General features: G+C 70.1%; 13 protein-coding genes. 5 read left to right on the top strand and 8 right to left on the bottom strand.

Annotated elements, in window-relative coordinates; translation table 11 throughout:
• Positions 1–19 precede the first annotated feature (19 nt).
• Positions 20–1,600, top strand: coding sequence for a Na+/H+ antiporter (locus PA27867_RS05565; protein WP_236900845.1), 1,581 nt, complete (start codon positions 20–22; stop codon positions 1,598–1,600).
• A gap of 176 nt (positions 1,601–1,776) precedes the next feature.
• Here the strand turns inward: PA27867_RS05565 and PA27867_RS05560 are convergent, their stop codons facing one another.
• Positions 1,777–2,901, bottom strand: a complete 1,125-nt coding sequence (locus tag PA27867_RS05560; protein WP_066594276.1) for an AI-2E family transporter — start codon at positions 2,899–2,901, stop codon at positions 1,777–1,779.
• A 278-nt stretch (positions 2,902–3,179) separates the two neighbouring features.
• Here PA27867_RS05560 and fdhA point away from each other — a divergent pair, with 278 nt between their 5' ends.
• The 3 genes from fdhA (at position 3,180) to PA27867_RS05545 (ending at position 6,718) form a co-directional block, all read left to right on the top strand.
• Complete coding sequence (gene fdhA, locus PA27867_RS05555) at positions 3,180–4,397, top strand: formaldehyde dehydrogenase, glutathione-independent (protein WP_066594272.1); 1,218 nt, start codon at positions 3,180–3,182, stop codon at positions 4,395–4,397.
• Positions 4,398–4,685: 288 nt separating this feature from the next.
• Positions 4,686–5,375: a molybdenum cofactor guanylyltransferase gene (mobA, locus tag PA27867_RS05550; RefSeq protein ID WP_066594271.1), complete on the top strand. Its 690-nt coding sequence runs from the start codon at positions 4,686–4,688 to the stop codon at positions 5,373–5,375.
• A gap of 152 nt (positions 5,376–5,527) precedes the next feature.
• Positions 5,528–6,718, top strand: a complete 1,191-nt coding sequence (locus PA27867_RS05545; RefSeq protein ID WP_066594265.1) for a molybdopterin molybdotransferase MoeA — start codon at positions 5,528–5,530, stop codon at positions 6,716–6,718.
• 67 nt (positions 6,719–6,785) lie between these two features.
• Here PA27867_RS05545 and PA27867_RS05540 read toward each other — a convergent pair whose 3' ends face one another.
• Positions 6,786–7,334 carry a 2'-5' RNA ligase family protein gene (locus PA27867_RS05540; protein ID WP_066599192.1) on the bottom strand — a complete coding sequence of 183 codons (549 nt, stop codon included), beginning with the start codon at positions 7,332–7,334 and terminating at the stop codon, positions 6,786–6,788.
• A 213-nt stretch (positions 7,335–7,547) separates the two neighbouring features.
• Between PA27867_RS05540 and PA27867_RS05535 the strand changes: the two genes are divergently transcribed.
• Positions 7,548–7,862: a DUF6457 domain-containing protein gene (locus PA27867_RS05535; protein WP_066594262.1), complete on the top strand. Its 315-nt coding sequence runs from the start codon at positions 7,548–7,550 to the stop codon at positions 7,860–7,862.
• A gap of 41 nt (positions 7,863–7,903) precedes the next feature.
• Here the strand turns inward: PA27867_RS05535 and PA27867_RS05530 are convergent, their stop codons facing one another.
• The 6 genes from PA27867_RS05530 to nirD form a co-directional block, all read right to left on the bottom strand.
• Positions 7,904–10,261 carry an FdhF/YdeP family oxidoreductase gene (locus PA27867_RS05530; RefSeq protein WP_066594258.1) on the bottom strand — a complete coding sequence of 786 codons (2,358 nt, stop codon included), beginning with the start codon at positions 10,259–10,261 and terminating at the stop codon, positions 7,904–7,906.
• A gap of 271 nt (positions 10,262–10,532) precedes the next feature.
• On the bottom strand, positions 10,533–12,299 hold the full coding sequence (locus PA27867_RS05525) for an FAD-dependent oxidoreductase (RefSeq protein WP_084020733.1): 1,767 nt from the start codon (positions 12,297–12,299) through the stop codon (positions 10,533–10,535).
• The gene (locus PA27867_RS05520) at positions 12,292–14,448 is read right to left on the bottom strand and encodes a molybdopterin oxidoreductase family protein (RefSeq protein ID WP_084020731.1); all 2,157 of its coding nucleotides are present in this window, start codon (positions 14,446–14,448) and stop codon (positions 12,292–12,294) included. Before PA27867_RS05520 ends, PA27867_RS05525 begins: the two co-directional genes overlap by 8 nt.
• A gap of 124 nt (positions 14,449–14,572) precedes the next feature.
• Entirely contained in the window at positions 14,573–15,991 is a 1,419-nt protein-coding gene (locus tag PA27867_RS05515; protein WP_066594254.1) for an MFS transporter, read from the bottom strand.
• Positions 15,992–16,354: 363 nt separating this feature from the next.
• Positions 16,355–17,203, bottom strand: a complete 849-nt coding sequence (locus tag PA27867_RS05510) for a sirohydrochlorin chelatase (RefSeq protein WP_335582782.1) — start codon at positions 17,201–17,203, stop codon at positions 16,355–16,357.
• Positions 17,200–17,622: a nitrite reductase small subunit NirD gene (nirD, locus tag PA27867_RS05505; RefSeq protein WP_066594253.1), complete on the bottom strand. Its 423-nt coding sequence runs from the start codon at positions 17,620–17,622 to the stop codon at positions 17,200–17,202. Before nirD ends, PA27867_RS05510 begins: the two co-directional genes overlap by 4 nt.
• Positions 17,623–17,700 lie beyond the last annotated feature (78 nt).

Raw genomic sequence — 17,700 nt, 5'->3', positions numbered from 1 at the left:
CATGCGCATAATTGTGGCTATGGATCCCGTGAGCACCATTGAGTGGATTGTCGCCTTCGTCGTGGTCACGGTCACCGTGACCGGCTTCTCCCGGCGCATCGGCTGGTCGGCGCCGTTCGTGCTCGTCGTCGTCGGCGCGCTGGCCTCCTTCCTGCCGTCGGTGCCCCGCATCGAGATCGACCCCGAGCTTGTGCTCTACGGGCTGTTGCCTCCGCTGCTGTTCGCGGCGGCCATTCGCACGTCGATCGTCGATGTGCGGGCCCGGCGTGACGGCATCCTGTTGCTCTCGGTGGGGCTGGTCGCCTTCACCGTGGTGGCAGTGGGGCTCACAGCCTGGCTGGTGGTGCCCGCGATCACGCTGGCGGCGGCCTTCGCGTTCGGGGCGGTCGTGGCGCCGACGGATGCGGTGGCCATCACCGCGATCTCCGGGCGGCTCGGCCTGCCGCGGCGGGTGGTGACCGTGCTCGAGGGCGAAAGCCTGTTGAACGACGCCACCGCCCTGGTCGCCCTCAACGCGGCGATCGCGGCGATTCTGAGCACCGTGAACCCGTGGTCGGTGACGGGCGACTTCATGGTCGCCGTGGTCGGCGGCGTGGGCGTGGGGTTGGCCGTCGGCTGGCTGCTGTCGGTGATCCGCAAGCAACTGCACGCGCCCGTTCTGGACACCAGCCTGTCGCTCATCACCCCGTACCTGGCGTTCATCCTGGGTGAGCTCGTGCACGGGTCCGGGGTGCTGGCCGTGGTCGTCGCCGGACTGTTCCTGGGTTACCGGGCCCCGGTGATCCAGTCGGCGGAGGCCAGGATCGCCGAGTCGATCAACTGGCGCACCATCCAGTTCCTGCTCGAGAACGCCGTGTTTCTCTTCATCGGGCTGAACCTGGAGGCGGTTCTCGAGGGCGCCATCACGAACGGACCCGGGTTCTGGGCCACCGTGGGAATCTCGCTGGCGATCCTGGCGTCACTGCTGGTCTCCCGCTTCGCGTGGATGGCGGTCACCACGTGGCTCTATCGGCACGGTCCGCGCCGGTTGCGGGAGCGCGGCTGGAGTTGGCGCACCGGGATCGCGGTCTCGTTCGCGGGGATGCGCGGGGTGGTGACCCTCGCGGCGGTTTTCCTGCTGCCGCCGGAGACCCCGCAGCGGGAGTTCCTGCAGCTCTTGGCGTTCATCGTGGTGGTCGGCACACTGCTGGAGGGCCTGGCGCTGCCGTGGATCATCCGCCGGTTGCGGCTGCCGCCACCCGACCGGTCGCAGGAGCGGATCGAGGCGCAGATGCTGCTGGCCGAGGCGCAGACCGCCGGCCTGGCCCGGCTCGATGCCGAGGTGACCGACGCCGACGAGGAGCGGGTGATCGGCCGGTTGCGCACCAATGCCCGGTTCCTCGCCGATGCGCTCGACAACCCGGCGCCCGACGACGCCGAGCCGCTCCCGTCCGCCTACACACGCCTGCGTCGAGCGATGATCGAGGCGGAACGGGAGGCCGTGCTGGCCGCCCGGGTGGAGGGGCGCTACCAGGAGCCGGCCATCCGCTCGGCGCTCGCGTTCATCGATGTGGAGGAGACCGCGCTCAAGGCAGGCTCCCCCAAGCGCCTCGAGGGCTGAGTCGGCTCGTCGCGCCGCCGACGTTCTCGGGCGGTCGCGACGCGTCCGGACTCGCGGCGCACCTTCGATGTCGCGGCGCAGGTTTGACCTCGCAGCGCAGGTTAGCGGACCCACTAACGTGCGCCACGAGGTTTTTCCTGCGCCACGACGCTATAAGCGCCGGCCCCGGCGGGCGGCTAGGCGAGCTGCGGGCGGGACTTGAGTTCGGGCGGTGCGTTCCAGGTCTTGACGATGGCCCAGCCCACGGCGGCGATCGGCACGGCGAGCACGGCGCCGATGATGCCGGCCACGATGGTTCCCGCCGTCAGGGCGACCAGGATGACCAGCGGGTGCAGCTTGAGCGACTGCGCCATCACCACCGGCTGCAGGAAGTTGCCCTCGAGCTGGTTGACCAGCACGACGATGCCCACCACGATCAGCGCGACCACCCAGCCGTTGGCCACGAGCGCGACCAGGGCGGCGAGGATGCCGGCAATCGTGGCCCCGATCAGCGGGATGAACGCCGTGAGGAAGATGATCACGGACAGGGGCAGCGCGAGGGGTACACCGAGGATGGTGAGGCCGATGCCGATCGCAGCCGCGTCGACGAAGGCGACGATGGCGGTTCCGCGCACGTACCCGCCGAGGACCCGCACCGTGGTGGTGCCGATGCGGCGGCCGCGCTGCAGGCGCTCGCCCTTGAACGGGCGCAGGAAGAATTTCCAGATGACATCGCCGTCCTTCAGGAAGAAGAACAGGATCACGACGACGAGCACGGCGCCGGTGATGATCTCGGTGGCCACGGAGACCCCGGCGAGCGCGCCGGAGCCGAACTGACTGCTCGTGAGGAAGTCCACCCCGGCGTTGCGGGCCGCTTCGATCTGCGCCGCGTCGATGCCCAGCGGGCCCTCGGTGAGGTAGGTGGAGAGTTCGTCGATGCCGTCGGAGGCGCTGGTTGCCAGGTCGTTCCACTGGTTCTCGACCGCCAGGACGATGAGGGTGATGATGCCGCCGAAGACCACGATGGCGGTCAGGAGGGTGACCCAGGTGGACAGGATGGCCGACAGGCCGCGGCGGCGCAGCCATCCGATCACGGGACTCAGCGCGGAGGCCAGGATCAGCGCGATCAGCACCGGGATCACGACCAGCTTCACCTGCACGAGGACCAGCACGATGACGGCCACAAGACCGAGCGCCAACAGGATCTGTGCGCTGCGCAGACCGAGCCAGCCCAGCTTGTCGGTGAGCAGGGTGCGCAACGTGGTGGGACCGTCGGGCTGGGCACCGGACAGGCGGGCACCGGAGTTGTCTGGGGTTCGCATGGATCAACCCTAGACAACCCGACACGATAGAGCTCGAAAACCCGCCGCCGGGCGGTCAAACGGGTGCCGGGATGAGTACGGACGGCGCACATACGATACACACCTTTTGGATTCCGTACACCCTTGAAATTCCCAGTCTCCTGTAGTGCCATGGAGGGTGTCACAGCCGCGCGTCGGCTGCGGCCGAACCACCGAGAAACACCACTGAGGATGCCGAGCGCCACAAGCGCGAACCGACCGGTTCAGGTGTCACAACAGGTATCAAGGAGGATACAAAAATGGCAGGAAACAGAGCAGTTGCCTACGAAGGTCCGGGCAAGGTCGAGGTCATCGACATTGACTACCCCACCTTCGAGCTGAAGGACGGACCAGGCGTCAACCCGGCCAACATCGGTCGGCAGGTCCAGCACGGCGTCATCCTGAGAACCATCACCACCAACATCTGTGGCTCGGATCAGCACATGGTGCGTGGACGTACGACAGCACCGGAGGGCCTGGTGCTCGGTCACGAGATCACCGGCGAGGTCGTCGAGGTGGGCCGTGATGTCGAGTTCATCAAGGTCGGCGACATCGTGTCGGTTCCGTTCAACATCTCCTGCGGTCGCTGTCGCAACTGTAAGGAGCGCAAGACCGGTGTGTGCCTGAACGTGAACCCGGACCGTCCGGGTAGCGCCTATGGCTACGTCGACATGGGTGGCTGGGTCGGCGGGCAGTCCCAGTACGTGCTGGTGCCCTACGCGGACTGGAACCTGCTGAAGTTCCCGGACCGGGAGCAGGCGCTGGAGAAGATCCTCGACCTGACCATGCTGTCGGACATCTTCCCGACGGGCTTCCACGGCGCGTTCACGGCAGGCATCGGCGTTGGCTCAACGGCCTACATCGCCGGCGCCGGACCCGTGGGCCTGGCGGCAGCCGTATCCGCCCAGCTGCTGGGCGCGGCCGTCGTGATCGTCGGCGACCTCAACCCCGAACGACTGGCGCAGGCTCGCAGCTTCGGCTGTGAGACCGTCGACCTCACCAAGGGCGAACCACAGGATCAGATCGAACAGATCCTCGGTGTGCCCGAAGTGGATGCGGCGGTGGACGCCGTCGGGTTCGAGGCGCACGGGCACGGCAAGGATGCCGGAACTGAGAAGCCGGCAACCGTGCTGAACTCCCTGATGAAGATCACCGCGGCCGGCGGAGCACTCGGCATCCCGGGGCTCTATGTCACGGGTGACCCCGGGGCGTCCACCGAGGAAGCCAAGGTGGGTTCCCTCTCGATCAGCCTGGGTACCGGCTGGGCCAAGTCGCTGTCATTCACCACGGGCCAGTGCCCGGTGATGAAGTACAACCGGCAGCTGATGATGGCGATCCTGCACGACAAGGTGCAGATCGCCAAGGCCGTGCACGCCCAGCCGATCAGCCTCGAGGATGCCCCGCGCGGCTACGCGGAGTTCGATGCGGGTGCGGCGACGAAGTACGTGCTCAACCCGAACGGCTACCTCAAGGACTGAGCCGGTCGGGTCGAGCGGTCTCAACCGAGACCGCTCGACCGCACACCACAATCGGGATCGGGCGGCGTCACGCGGCCCGGTCCCGGTTGCTGTCCCCGGCTTCCCCGCGACGCCATGACTCGCCCGATTTCGCTAGTGCAGCGACCGGTTCGACTAGCAGGATTGGGCCAGTCCCAGGCGGGCTTTCGGAGGGCGGCCCCGTGTCGGCAGCGGAAGCGGGCGGGTAGCCTGTGTTTGTCGCCGATTGACGGCGCCGCTCATCGTTCCGCACACTCCCGAGGACCCGCCATGCACACCGAAGCGCCGTGGGCCCCCGGCTGGAGCTGGGATGCCATCGTCGTGGCCGGTGGCCGGGCCAAACGGCTCGGCGGCATCGACAAGACAGCGCTGCTCTGGCACGGCCGCACCCTACTCGACGGCGTGCTGTCGGCAACCAGGGGTGCCCGGCGCGTCTGCGTCGTCGGATCCGATGCCCGTCTGCCGGCATCGGTGCTGCGAACCGTGGAACGACCACGCTGGGCAGGACCGGCCGCCGCCATCGTGGCCGGCCTCGACATGCTCACTGTCGACAGCGACGATTCGGGAGAGTATGCGAGCGACTGGATAGTGGTGCTCGCAGCCGACCTCGTTCGAGCGGACGCCGCCGTGGCCGTGCTTCTCACACAGCTCGAACACCTCTGCACAGATCGGGCCGCTCGGGACGGCCTGATCGCTGTCGACAGCGACGGTAGGCGGCAGCCACTGCTGGCCGTGTACCGGCGTGAGGCCCTGCACGCGGCCGTGGCCGCCTTCGGTCCGGCCGACAATCTCTCGGTGAGCGGCCTGATCGGCCCGCTCGACCTGGTGGAGACAAGTCTGCCCGACGAGATCGGCGCCGACGTCGATACCCCGGCCGATGCCGCCAGGCTCGGCATCGAGGTTCCGCACGACACAGCGGACGCTGACCTCGGCCCAGCGCACGACAGCGCCAAGCCCTAGCGGCCCGTCGACGACGCCCTCCCGTGCGACTGGCTAGCCTTGACCCAGACGGCACCGCCGTCGACGATTCCCGAGGAGCCCGCCATGTCCCGCAGCCACACCGGCCGTTCGTTCCCGGGCGGCGCGACCCGTCTTGTGGGCGGGTGCCGCTGATGGAGTGGCTGGAGGCCCGGTCGACGGTGCACACTCTCGGCGGCCAGGTGCCCCGCACCACCGAGGTGCTGCCGCTCGCGGACGCCGTGGGCCGCACTCTCGCCGCCGCGGTGCACTCCCTCACCGCGCTGCCGAGCTTCGCATCCTCGGCCATGGACGGCTGGGCGGTGAACGGCGACGGGCCGTGGGCGCTCGGCACCCCGATCCTGGCGGGAGACCCGCCGGCCGATACTCCCCTGGCCCCCGGAACCGCCCGCCCCATCGCCACCGGAGGCTGCGTGCCGGCCGGAACCCACGGCATCCTGCGCTCGGAGCACGGCCTCGTCGGCCCGTCGGTAGCCGGTGGGCCCGCCACCCTGACCCGATTGCCGCAGGCCGGCGCCGGCGAGCCGGCAGCCGGGGAGCACGTGCGCGCCCGCGGCGAGGAGTGCGGACTCGACGAACGGATGCTCGAGCCCGGCTGCCTGCTCACGGCGCCGCGCGTGGCGCTGGCGGCCGTGACCGGCCACGACACCCTCACCGTGACGGCGTTGCCTGACGTGGAGCTGCTGCTGCTCGGCACCGAGGTGATCGAATCCGGCATCCCCGGCCCCGGGCAGGTGCGCGACGCCTACTCCCCCGAGTTCCCGGCCCTGCTCACGGGGTTGGGCCTGCGGGTGCGGGCCCTGCGGCGATTGCCCGACGACCTCGGCCAGACGGTCGAAGCCATTCGGAGCAGCACGGCGGCGCTGGTGATCAGCACGGGCGGCAGCGCCCGCGGGCCGGCCGACCATGTGCGCGCCGCCCTCGCCGCCCTCGGCGCGACGGTGCTCATCGACGGCGTACGGATGCGCCCCGGCCACCCGGTGATGCTCGCCCGGCTCGTCGACGGTCGCCTGATGCTCTGCCTGCCCGGCAACCCGCTGGCCGCGATGCTCGTGCTGGTCAGCCTGGGCATGCCGCTGATCGATGGAATGCTCGGCCGCCCGCTGGCCGGCCTGGGCCGGGTGGCCCTGGCCCACGACATCGCCAACCTGAGCGGATCGACCCGGTTGGTGGCGTATCGGAACACCGACGAAGGAGCCGTGCCCACCGCACGCCAGGGCTCCGGCATGCTGCGCGGGCTCGCGGAGGCCGACGGCGTGGCCGTGGTTCCGCCCGGTGGCGCGTGTGCGCCGAACCAGGTCGCCACACTTCCGCTGCCCTGGTAGCCGTCAGACGGGGCGGCCGTCCTCAGCCTACCCTCCCGCGCCCATCGCACGGGTGCGCAGGTCAGTCTCAGAGCAGTGGCGTCAGGGTCTTGGTCTCGCCGTTCCAGAAACGTGCCTCGACACACGTTCCGGCCGGCGGCAGGTCCGTGAGGATCTCGAGTGCGCGGGCGATTTGATCGGCGCTGATGCGGCGGGCCAGCGTGACGTGCGGCGTCCACCGGTCAGGCTGGGTCAGTTCGGCAGCCTCGGGCGCCTGCTCGAGCACGCGGCGATGTAACTCCAGCAGCGCCCGTGTCATCACCACGGGCCGGGCGAGGACGAACCGGCCGGACCCGGCCCTGAAGAGCACCAGACCGGACACCCTGAGTTCGACCGGCAGCGGTGACGGCCGTTCGGCGAGCTGAGCATCCGGGTGGGGGGCCGGACGGACCTGGAACACGGCGCGGAGGGCGTCGGTCAGCTCGAGGGCCGGACCGGCGGCGAGGGTGAGGTGCGGGCGGTTGCTCGAGTCCAGGTGCCGGCCCAGATTGGGCAACCCAGCCTCCTGCAGGGCCGCCCACTCCGCCCGGAAGGCGGCCTCGGCGGCGGGATCGAAGGTCAACTCGATGCTGCGCATGCTCTCATCATGCCCCGGCAGCGCCGGCACCTCGCCGAGGCCGGGCGCTGCTCCTCGTGGGGAAGGCCGCAGGTGCTGTCGCCCCACCCCGAACGGGCGGGCCCAATGGTGGCAGATCCGCGATCGTGGGACCCGCGACCGATTGCCGGGCTGCCGTTGAGGTGCTATTCCTGAACCACGAGTTCATCGACGCACCCGTGCGCAAGGAGACCCATGAGCATCCCGGACAACGACCACCGAGCCCTCGACGACATCACCCGCCGCCTGACCCAGGCGCTCCAGATTCTCGATTTGGACGTGGACTACGCCCTGCTTCTCGGATTGGCAGCCCAGACGTCCCGCGCGGCCGGCACCGATGCCGGACCGATCAGCACATTCCTGGTGGGTTATGCGGCCGGCATGACGTCTACCTCGGGCAAGCAGGCCGCGGTCGAGGCCGTGGAACGCGCCGTCGGAGTGGCCAAACAGGCGACCGAGAAGACCGGCGACGGCGGCGTCGAGGACGGCTGGGCGCATACCGCGCAATAGGCATGCTCCTCGAGCAGGCCCGCGCTCCCGACCAGGTTCGCCTAGCCGACCAGCACCTCCTCAGCGGCACGGGCCGGCTCCAGCCGCACGATGACGCCCTTCGACACCGGGGTGTTGCTGCCCTCCGCCACGAGGTCGAGAGGCACCAGGACGTTCGCCTCCGGATAGTAGGCCGCCGCGCATCCCCTCGCGGTGGGATACGACACTGCACGGAATCCGCGCAGCACCCTCTCGACCCCGTCGTCGTGCACGCCGTGCACATCCACCAACTGTTCGTCGCTCAAACCCAGTTCGACGAGGTCGTTGGGGTTGACGAAAACGACGTGCCGCCCCTTCTTGATGCCGCGGTACCTGTCGTCGTGGCCGTAGATCGTGGTGTTGAACTGGTCGTGGGAACGCAGGGTCTGCAGGATCAGCGTGCCGGCGGGGCGGTCCAGGTGCTCGAGGTCGTTGACCGTGAGGATGGCTTTGCCCGTCGGCGTGGGGAACGTGCGGGAGTCCCGCGGTCCGTTCGGCAGCAGGAAGCCGCCGTCCTGGCGGATCTTGATGTTGTAGTCCTCGCAGCCGGCGACGACCCGGGAGATGTGCTCCCTGATCAGGTCGTAGTCCCGCTCGAAACCAGTCCAGTCCACGTTCACCTTGGTGCCCAGCGTCGCCCGGGCCAGCCGGCTCACGATCGCCACCTCCGACAAGAGGTCGGGTGACACCGGTGCCACCTTGCCCCACGACGGATGCACGGCGCAGACCGTGTCCTCCACCGATACGAACTGCACTCCGGTGGCCTGGCGGTCGATCTCGGTGCGCCCCATGGTCGGCAGTATCAGCGCTTCGTCGCCGACGACGGCGTGGGAACGGTTGAGCTTGGTGGAGACCTGCACCGTCATCTCGGCGCCGTGCATGGCGGCCTCCGCGGCCTGGCTGTCACTGATCGCCCCCACAAGGTTGCCGCCGACGGCCATGAAGAACTTGATCTTGCCGTCCCGCAGGCCCCGGATGGTGTCGACAGCGTCGACGCCGTGTTCTCGGGGCGGATCGAACCCGAACTCGGTCTCGATGGCGTCGAGGAACGCCGGGGGCATCTGCTCCCAGATGCCCATGGTGCGGTCGCCCTGCACGTTGCTGTGCCCGCGGATCGGCGACGCACCGGCACCGGGCTTGCCGATGTTGCCGCGAAGCAGCAGCAGGTTGATGATCTCCTTGATCGTCGCGACACCCTTCTTCTGCTGGGTGATGCCCATGGCCCAGGTGATGATCACCTTGTCCGCCCGCAGATACCGGGCGGTGAGTTCGTCGATGTCGGCGGTCCGCAGGCCACTGGCCTCCAGGACCGCAGCCTCGTCGAGCTGCGCGAGGTGCTCGGTCAGCTCCGCGAGCCCCTGGGTGTGCTCGCGCAGGAACTCGTGGTCGAGCACCGTGCCCGGGTTCGCGGCTTCTGCCGCGAGCACCCGCTTCGACACGGCCTGCAGCAGGGCCATGTCGCCGCCGAGACGCACCTGGAGGAACTGGTCGGCGATGCCCGTCCCGCGGCCGATGACGCCGCGCACCCGTTGCGGGTTCTTGTATCGTTTGAGGCCGGCCTCCGGCATGGGGTTGACGGCGACGATCTCGGCGCCATTGTCCTTGGCTTCTTCCAGCGCCGTCAGCATCCGCGGGTGGTTGGTCCCGGGGTTCTGGCCCATCACGATGATGAGGTCGGCCTTGCCGAAGTCGTCGTAGGTGATGGTGGCCTTGCCGATGCCGATGGTCTGGCCCATCGCCCAGCCAGACGATTCGTGGCACATGTTCGAACAGTCCGGCAGGTTGTTGGTGCCGAAGGCGCGCACGAACAGCTGATAGGCGAAGGCGGCCTCGTTGGACGTGCGGCCGCTGGTGTAGAAGGCGGCCTGGTCCGGCGAGTCCAGGCCGTTGAGCTTGCCGGCGATCACCCGGAAAGCCTCGTCCCAGCTCACCGGCCGGTAGTGGTCGTCACCGGCGGCTTTGTAGACGGGTTCGGTCAGACGCCCCTGCATGCCCAGCCAGTATTCCGTGCGCCCGAGCAGGTCGCTGACCGGATGCTCCGCCCAGAAGTCTGAGCCGATGGTCACCGGCGTGGCCTCCCACGTGACGGCCTTGGCGCCGTTCTCGCAGAACTCGAAGGTCTTCCGATGGGTGGGGTCCGGCCAGGCGCAGCTCATGCAGTCGAAGCCGTCCTTCTGGTTCATCGCCAGCAGCGTCTTGCCCGTGCGGGCCAGGCCCATCCGCTCGACCGCCGGGATGGTGGAGTGCAGCACCCCGGGTACGCCGGCCGCCCAGGACTTGGGCGACCCGATCTCGATCGTGGACTCTTCGCGCTCGTCGGTGTCGTCCAGGTGCGCCGAACTCTTCAGGTGTCCTGCCGCATTGGTGATCTTCTTCGTCATGGTGGGAATCCCTTCGCCGGCAGGGATCACGTCGTCATCGCACCCGGTCCCCGGAAAACACTGCGGTTACCCCTTCAGAGCTATCAGCATCACCGACCGAAGGCAAGCGTTCCCGGCGGCTCAGGGCACACTCAGGGTGGGGCGCAGGCTCTGACGCTGGGCGGCGTCGCCGACTTGCGCCGAACTCTCCCTCTCAGACGCCCGGCAACGGCAACTTGCGGCAACTCGCGAAGGGAGAAACCCGAGGGGCGGGGCTGGCCGTTGCCGGAACTCAGGCGAGGCTCTGGGCGGTGAAGCGCTCGAGGACCTCCCCGATGCGGCCCTTGCAGCCGCCGCAGCCGGTGCCCGCCCGGGTGGACGTTCCCACGCAGGCGACGGTGTCGTTGCCGGCCTCTGCCGTGGCGGTGATCGCCGCCACCGTCACCCCGTTGCACCAGCACACCGTCGGTTCCGGCGCGAAGGCGTCGCCCGCGCTCGCCGGGTCATAGTCGGGGCCGTCGAACCGCAGCAGCACCGACCGGTCGGCCGGCAGCTCACTGCCGCGCTCGAACAGCAGCGTGAGCTCCGCGCCGGTGCGGGGCATGCCCACACAGACGAAGCCGGTGAGGATGCCGCCGCGGGTGACCATCTTGACGTAGCGACCGTGCTCCGGGTCGGCCCACTGTGCCACGGCAAGACGTGCCACAGCCGGAGGTGCCGGGTCGGCGGAGGCGCACCCGTGCGAATGCGCCTCGGCATCGGCCAGAGCGGCGTCGAACGGGTCCGCCGTGGTGTCGCCCGCGGCGACCACGTCGATGCCCTCGGCCTTGAGCATCACGACGGATGCGCCGGGCTCCACCGCCACCGTCGCGGCGGCTGGCGCGGTGCTGCCCTGCGCGTCCGGATCCGGTGCGGCTGCGCGTGCGGTGATCTCGGCGGTGAACCGGGCCGCGAGGCGGTCGGCCTGGCGCCAGCCCGGGCCGATCAGGCCGGACGGTCCGCCGGCCGGGGCCACCCTGGCACCGTTCCATGCGGCGCCGAGGTCTGTGTCGGCGGGACGGCCGGCCACGTGGGCGCAGTCCCCGATGGCGTGGATGGACGCATCCGCCCAGCTCTGCAGCGACTCGTCGACCAGCACGCCCGTCGACACGGGCAGCCCGGCCAGGTGGGCGAGTTCGGTGCGGGCGCCCACACCGCAGGAGAGCAGCAGCAGGTCGCCGCTGATCTGCTTGCCGTCGGCGCAGATGAGGGCCTCGAAACGTTCGGCGCCGTGCTCGTCGTGGTGGAACAGCACGCTCTCGGCGCGGGCGTGGTTGACCATGGCGACACCGGCGAGACGGGCGGCGCGGGTGAGCACCGAGCCTCCACCACGGTCGAGGTTGCGGTTCATCGGGATCTCGCCGTGATAGACCACGCAGACCTGGGCGCCGGCCGCCGCCGCGGCGAGCGCGATCTCCATGCCCAGCACCCCGGCGCCGAGCACCACGATGCGCTGCCCGGCCCGCACCGCGGCCAGCACGGTGGCGGCGTCGGCGAGGTCGCGGAGCGCGCTGACCCCGCGGGGCAGCGGGGCGTCCAGGGTATCGAGAGTGGCGGCATCCGGGCCGGGCTTCATCAGGCCGCGTCGCACCCTTTTCACGCCGTCGAGGGTGGGCACATTGGCGCGCGCGCCGGTGGCGAGCACCAGCCGGTCGTAGGGCACGGTGCTGCCGTCGCCGAGCGACACCGTGCGGATGCTGCGGTTCACGGAGGTGACGCTGGTGCCGGTGAGGATGCGGGCTCCGGCGGCTCGGGCCCGGCCGCCGTCGGTGAGGTCGAGGGTGTCGCGGTCGGTTCGGCCCACGGCGAAGTCGGCCAGCAGTACCCGGTTGTAGGCGTGCTCCTGCTCGGCGCCGACCACGGTGAGTTCGGCCAGGCCGGCCTCGACCAGCGGCAGGATTTCGTCGACGAAACGGGCGCCGACCGGGCCGTAACCGACGACGACGATGCGCTCGGGGCCGCCGCGGCCCCCGGGGAGGCCTGCGGAACCGGGCAGGCCGGCAGAAGTGTGGTCAGGCATCCGCCATTACCCTCTCGGTGTCGGTGGCCGGCAGCTCGGGTGCCGCGATCGCGCGTACCCGCACGGCAGTGCGCTTGAACTCGGGCATGCCCGAGATGGGGTCGGTGGCGCCGGCGGTCAGCAGATTGGCGCGCTGGTCGGCGGGAAAGTGAAAGGGCAGGAACACGGTGTCCGGGCGGATGTCAGCGCTCAGCTGGGCACGGCAGCGCACGATGCCGCGTGCGTTGGCCAGCTCCACCCAGGCGCCGTCGACCACTCCCAGGCCCGCGGCCGTGGCCGGGTGCACCTGCATCCGGGCGTCCGGCTGGGCGTCGGCGAGCTCGGGCACCCGCCGGGTCTGGGCTCCGGACTGGTAGTGCTCGAGCAGCCGGCCGGTGATGAGCGTGAGCGCCCCCTGTGTCTGGGCGGGCGCGGACACGGCTCGGGCCGTGACGGCGACGATGCGCGCGCGGCCGTCATTGTGCGCGAACCTTTCGAGGAAGAGCCGGGGCGTTCCCGTGGAACCCACCGGGTAGGGCCAGTAGGCCGGCTCCCCCGCATCCAGCAGGGCGTAGTCGAGCCCGGAGTAGTCGGCGGCACCACCCGCCGAGGCGCGGCAGAGCTCGTCGAAGACCTCGCCGGGATCGGCGCTGTACACCCCGGGAGCGCCCAGGCGCCGGGCCAGCTCCTGGAAGATCCACAGTTCGCTGCGCACACCGGCGGGCGGATCGATCGCCCGCCGACGGCGCAGCACGCGGCCCTCGAGCGAGGTCATAGTGCCCTCTTCCTCGGCCCACTGGGTGACCGGCAACACCACATCGGCCAGGGCGGCCGTCTCGGAGAAGAAGAAATCGCAGACCACCAGGAAGTCGAGGTTGTTCAGTCCCTTCCGCACGCTGTCGGCATCGGGCGCGGAGACCACGACGTTGGCGCCGTGCACGAGCAGGGTGCGGATGCCGCCCGGCCGGCCCAGCGCGCCCAGCAGTTCGACGGCGGGGATGCCCGCGCCGGGAATGCTGCGCGGTTCGACACCCCAGACGCCGGCGACGTGCGCGCGGGCGACCGGATCGGTGATCTTGCGGTAGCCGGGCAGCTGATCGCACTTCTGGCCGTGCTCCCGGCCGCCCTGCCCGTTGCCCTGGCCGGTGAGGGTGCCGTAGCCGGAGTGGGTCGTGCCGACCAGTCCGAGCACGAGCGCGAGGTTGATGGCGGCGGTGGCGGTGTCGGTGCCGTCCACGTGCTGCTCCACGCCGCGCCCGGTGAGGATGTAGGTGCCCCGGCCGGCGGCCAGCCGCCGAGCCAGGTCGCGCAGCTGGCCGACCGGAACCCCGGTGTGTTCCTGCACTCGCTGGGGATACCAGCCGGCCACGCTGTAGCGCAGCTGGTCGAACCCGGTGGTGCGCCGGGCGAGATACTCGGTGTCGGCGAGGCGTTCGGCCAGGACCAGGTGGGTGAGGCCGAGCAGCAGCACCAGGTCGGTGCCCGGTGCCGGCTGCACGTGCATTCCCGCACCATCGTCGGTGAGCCGGGCGGTGGCCGTGCGGCGCGGGTCGACCACGATGAGTCCGCCGGCCTGCCGGGCGCCGTCGAGGTGGCCGATGAACGGCGGCATGGTCTGGGCCACGTTGGACCCGAGCATCAGGATGGTGCCGGCCGCATCGAGGTCTTCGACCCGGAACGGCAGGCCCCGGTCGAGGCCGAAGGCCCGGTTGCCGGCGGCCGCGGCGCTCGACATGCAGAACCGGCCGTTGTAGTCGATGCGGGACGAGCCGAGCGCCAGCCGGGTGAACTTGCCGAGCTGGTAGGCCTTCTCGTTGGTGAGCCCGCCGCCGCCGAAGACGCCCACGGAGTCGGCGCCGTGTTCGGCCCGGCCGGTGCGGAGTCTGTCGGCGATGAGGTCGAGCGCCGCGGTCCAGGAGATCGGGGCGAAGCTGCCGTCGCCCTGGCGTCGCATGGGTTCCCGGATGCGCTCGGCCGAGCCGAGCAGTTCGGCCGCGGTCCAGCCCTTCTTGCAGAGCCCGCCCCGGTTGGTGGGGAAGGTCCGGCCGCTGATGGTGACCGGGAGGCCGATCGCATCCGTGGGCCGGCCGGGTGTCGCGGCGGTGGCGGGCGTGAGCGTCATCGCGCACTGCAGAGCGCAGTACGGGCAGTGCGTGTCGACGGGATTCACGGTGGTGCCTTTCGTAGGAAGCTGTATTGCTGGGCGAGCATCCGTCGGTCGAGCTTGTCGAGACCCGGTGAGGGGTCTACTTCGACAAGCTCAGTACAAGTCGGCAAGCTCGACCAACGAAACGCTAGATGCGGTGGCCGGCCACCGAGGAGCCGCGGCGCAGGTAGACGAACGCGGTGACGGCCATCATCACCACATAGGCACCGGCGAAGGCGTAGATCGCGCTGGAGTAGTCGCCCGTGGAAGTCTTCGAGAAGCCGAGCACCTGCGGGATGATGAACCCGCCGTAGGCGCCGATCGCGGAGATGAGGCCGAGGGCCGCAGCGGTCTTCCGCTGCGTGTTGACGTCGCCGGAGTTCTTGTGGGCATCCGCGACCCCGCTCTTGGCCGCGAAGACGCTGGGGATCATGCGGTAGGTGGAGCCGTTGCCGACGCCGGTGGCCACGAAGATCAGCAGGAAGGTGACCAGGAACAGCCAGAAGTTGCCCAGCGGCAGCACCACGTTCACCAGAACGGCACCGACGGCCATCACCGCGAAGGCCGCCACCGTGACGAGGGCGCCGCCGAAGCGGTCGGCCAGGCGGCCGCCGAACGGCCGGGCCAGCGAGCCGGTGAGGGCGCCGAGGAAGGCGAGCGACAACGACGCCGAGACGACGTGGAAGGTGGAGAACTCGGGGAACTGGTCGGCGATGAGCTTGGGGAACACGCTGGCGAAACCGATGAACGAGCCGAAGGTGCCGATGTAGAGGAACGCGAGGATCCACAGGTGCGGTTCCTTGACAGCGGCGATCGAACCGGCGAAGTCGGCCTTGGCGCTGGAGAGGTTGTCCATGTACTTCCAGGCGCCGAACATGGCGAGCAGGATGAACGGCACCCAGAAGAACCCGGCCAACGGCAGGTTGAGGGTGCCGAGGGCGCCGAGAGTGATCACGATGGGAACAACCAGCTGGGCCACGGCGGCGCCGAGGTTGCCGCCTGCGGCGTTGAGGCCGAGCGCCCAGCCCTTCTGGCTCTGCGGGTAGAAGTAGGTGATGTTCGACATCGAACTGGCGAAGTTGCCGCCGCCGAGTCCGGCGAGCGCGGCGATGAGCAGCATCACCGGGAACGGCGTCTCGGGGTTGCCCACCGCGAAGCCCAGCGCGATCGACGGGATGAGCAACAGGCCCGCGGAGATGATGGTCCAGTTGCGGCCGCCGAACTTGGGCACCAGGAAGGTGTACGGGAAGCGCAGGGTGGCGCCGACCAGGCTGGGGATCGAGATGAGCCAGAAGATCTGGCCGGTGTCGAAGGTGAAGCCGGCGTTCGGCAGCTGCACCACCACGATGCTCCAGAGCTGCCAGATCACGAAGCCGAGGAACTCGGCGAAGATCGACCACTTCAGGTTGCGGGAGGCGATGGCCTTGCCGCCGCCCGCCCACTGCTGCGGGTCCTCGGCGTTCCAGTTGTCGATCCACCGGCCCGGGCGGTGCACCAGATCGGCGGATGCGGCGGACGGGCTGGTCGCGGAGACCGGGGCGGGTGGGGCGCTGGTCGTCGTTGTCATCAGGTTCTCCTCAAGAATGTGGTGCCGGGAGTCATGCGCTGGCTGCGTATTCACGACGCTACGCATCCGGTGTTTCGGCGGAACGCTGGGTCAGTTACCTTCTGGTCACCGTGTTCTCACCCCCGGCGAGCGCCGCTGATAGGCCGCTGTTACATGTCGGACACATGAGCGCGGATGGTCCTCCCGACGGGCCATCCGCTGGCGCAACCACACCGGCGGTCGAGCTTGAATCCGCTGGTCGAGCTTGTCGAGACCCCGCGACACCCACTCACGTCACGAGGTCTACTTCGACAGGCTCAGCACGGCGTCGACACGCTCGCCCAGCGAGTGGGCGCGACCCACAGACCGGGTCGCCGCGACTGGTCAGGGGCGGGGGCTGAACGACCAGGGCAGTCCGGCGAGCGCCTGCTCCAACCGGGCGGTGGACGCGTAGAGGTCCAGCACCACGTCGACGAGCTGCCGCGGCGGTTCCTCGCCGTCGACGAGCAGTGGGCGGCTCACGACATCCGCCCCGCAGCCGTCGGCGAGACCGGCGAAGTAGCCGGGCGCGAGCAGGTAGCTTGCGGCGACCACCCGGCCGGGCGCCCCGGCACGGGCTGCGAGAACCGCGTCGGCCAGCCGGGGTTCTGCGGCGGAGATGAACCCGACCGTGACGGGTCGACCCAGCACCGTGGCCAGCTGGCCGGCCGTGCTGTGGCAGTCGGCGACGGCGTTGGCGTCGGTGGAACCGGCCGCGGCGAGCACGACGGTGTCGTCCGGCCGCAGGCCGATCTCCTGCAGGCGGTCGGCGAGGATGCGGGCAAGTCGGGGGTCGGGGCCGAGCGCGCCGGTGACCCGCACCGGCTGGCTCGCCTCGGCGGCGGCCTCGGCCAGGTCCACGCGCACGTGGTAGCCGGCCGAGAGCAGCAACGGCACGATCACGACCGGCCGGCCGGCGGTCTCGGCGGTGATGCCGGTGAGGCAGGTCGGCACATCCGGGCTCTGCACATCGACGTACCCGCCCAGCACGGTGAGTTCCGGTGCCGCGGCGGCCACCGCGGCGACGAGGGCCAGCACGGCGCGCTGCCCGGCGGGATCGCTGGTGCCGTGCGACGTCGCCAGCAGCGCCGGCGCCGCGCCGGACGGGACGGCGCCGACCGGAGCAGTACCGATCGGGGCGGTGCCCATCGGGGCGGTGCCCATCGGGGCCGTGCGCACCGGGACGCCGATCACGCGGCCGCGAACTGGGCGTCGATGTTCTCGGCCTGCTGCCACGACCCGACCTGCTCGCGCACCAGGATCTGCACGGTGCCGTGGTCGACGCGCACCGGGAAGGTGCGCAGCGCGTATTCGGCCGCCGTGAAGCACTCGCCGGTCTCGAGGTCGTAGACCTGCTTGTGCAGCGGTGAGGCCAGGGTGGGGCGGGCTCCGCGGGAGCCCACGATGCCGCGGCTCATCACGAACGAGCCTGTCGCCGGGTCCTGGTTGGACACCGCGAAGAGGCTGCCGTCGGGCAGCAGCACCAGCGCCACCTGCACACCGTCGACGAGTGCGGCCTCGGCCCACAGCGGCTCGAGCCGTTCGAGGGCGCAGACGCTGGTCCACTCCGGCGTGCGGCCGGTGGAGTCGTGCGAGTCGGTCGGTGTGTGCACGGGATCCTCCAGTGGTCGAGCGAGAGCGGGTGGGCGGGAACGGGGTGGAATCGGTTCCTGGTGTCAACGGTAGGCAGC

This window comes from Cryobacterium arcticum, from assembly GCF_001679725.1.
Taxonomy (GTDB): domain Bacteria; phylum Actinomycetota; class Actinomycetes; order Actinomycetales; family Microbacteriaceae; genus Cryobacterium; species Cryobacterium arcticum_A.
This window is presented reverse-complemented; position numbering and strand designations above follow the sequence as displayed.

Coding starts and splice junctions, on each gene's coding strand:
- PA27867_RS05565 (WP_236900845.1), top strand. CDS start 20: ATGGATCCCGTGAGCACCATTGAGTGGATTGTCGCCTTCGTCGTGGTC.
- PA27867_RS05560 (WP_066594276.1), bottom strand. CDS start 2,901: ATGCGAACCCCAGACAACTCCGGTGCCCGCCTGTCCGGTGCCCAGCCC.
- fdhA (WP_066594272.1), top strand. CDS start 3,180: ATGGCAGGAAACAGAGCAGTTGCCTACGAAGGTCCGGGCAAGGTCGAG.
- mobA (WP_066594271.1), top strand. CDS start 4,686: ATGCACACCGAAGCGCCGTGGGCCCCCGGCTGGAGCTGGGATGCCATC.
- PA27867_RS05545 (WP_066594265.1), top strand. CDS start 5,528: ATGGAGTGGCTGGAGGCCCGGTCGACGGTGCACACTCTCGGCGGCCAG.
- PA27867_RS05540 (WP_066599192.1), bottom strand. CDS start 7,334: ATGCGCAGCATCGAGTTGACCTTCGATCCCGCCGCCGAGGCCGCCTTC.
- PA27867_RS05535 (WP_066594262.1), top strand. CDS start 7,548: ATGAGCATCCCGGACAACGACCACCGAGCCCTCGACGACATCACCCGC.
- PA27867_RS05530 (WP_066594258.1), bottom strand. CDS start 10,261: ATGACGAAGAAGATCACCAATGCGGCAGGACACCTGAAGAGTTCGGCG.
- PA27867_RS05525 (WP_084020733.1), bottom strand. CDS start 12,299: ATGCCTGACCACACTTCTGCCGGCCTGCCCGGTTCCGCAGGCCTCCCC.
- PA27867_RS05515 (WP_066594254.1), bottom strand. CDS start 15,991: ATGACAACGACGACCAGCGCCCCACCCGCCCCGGTCTCCGCGACCAGC.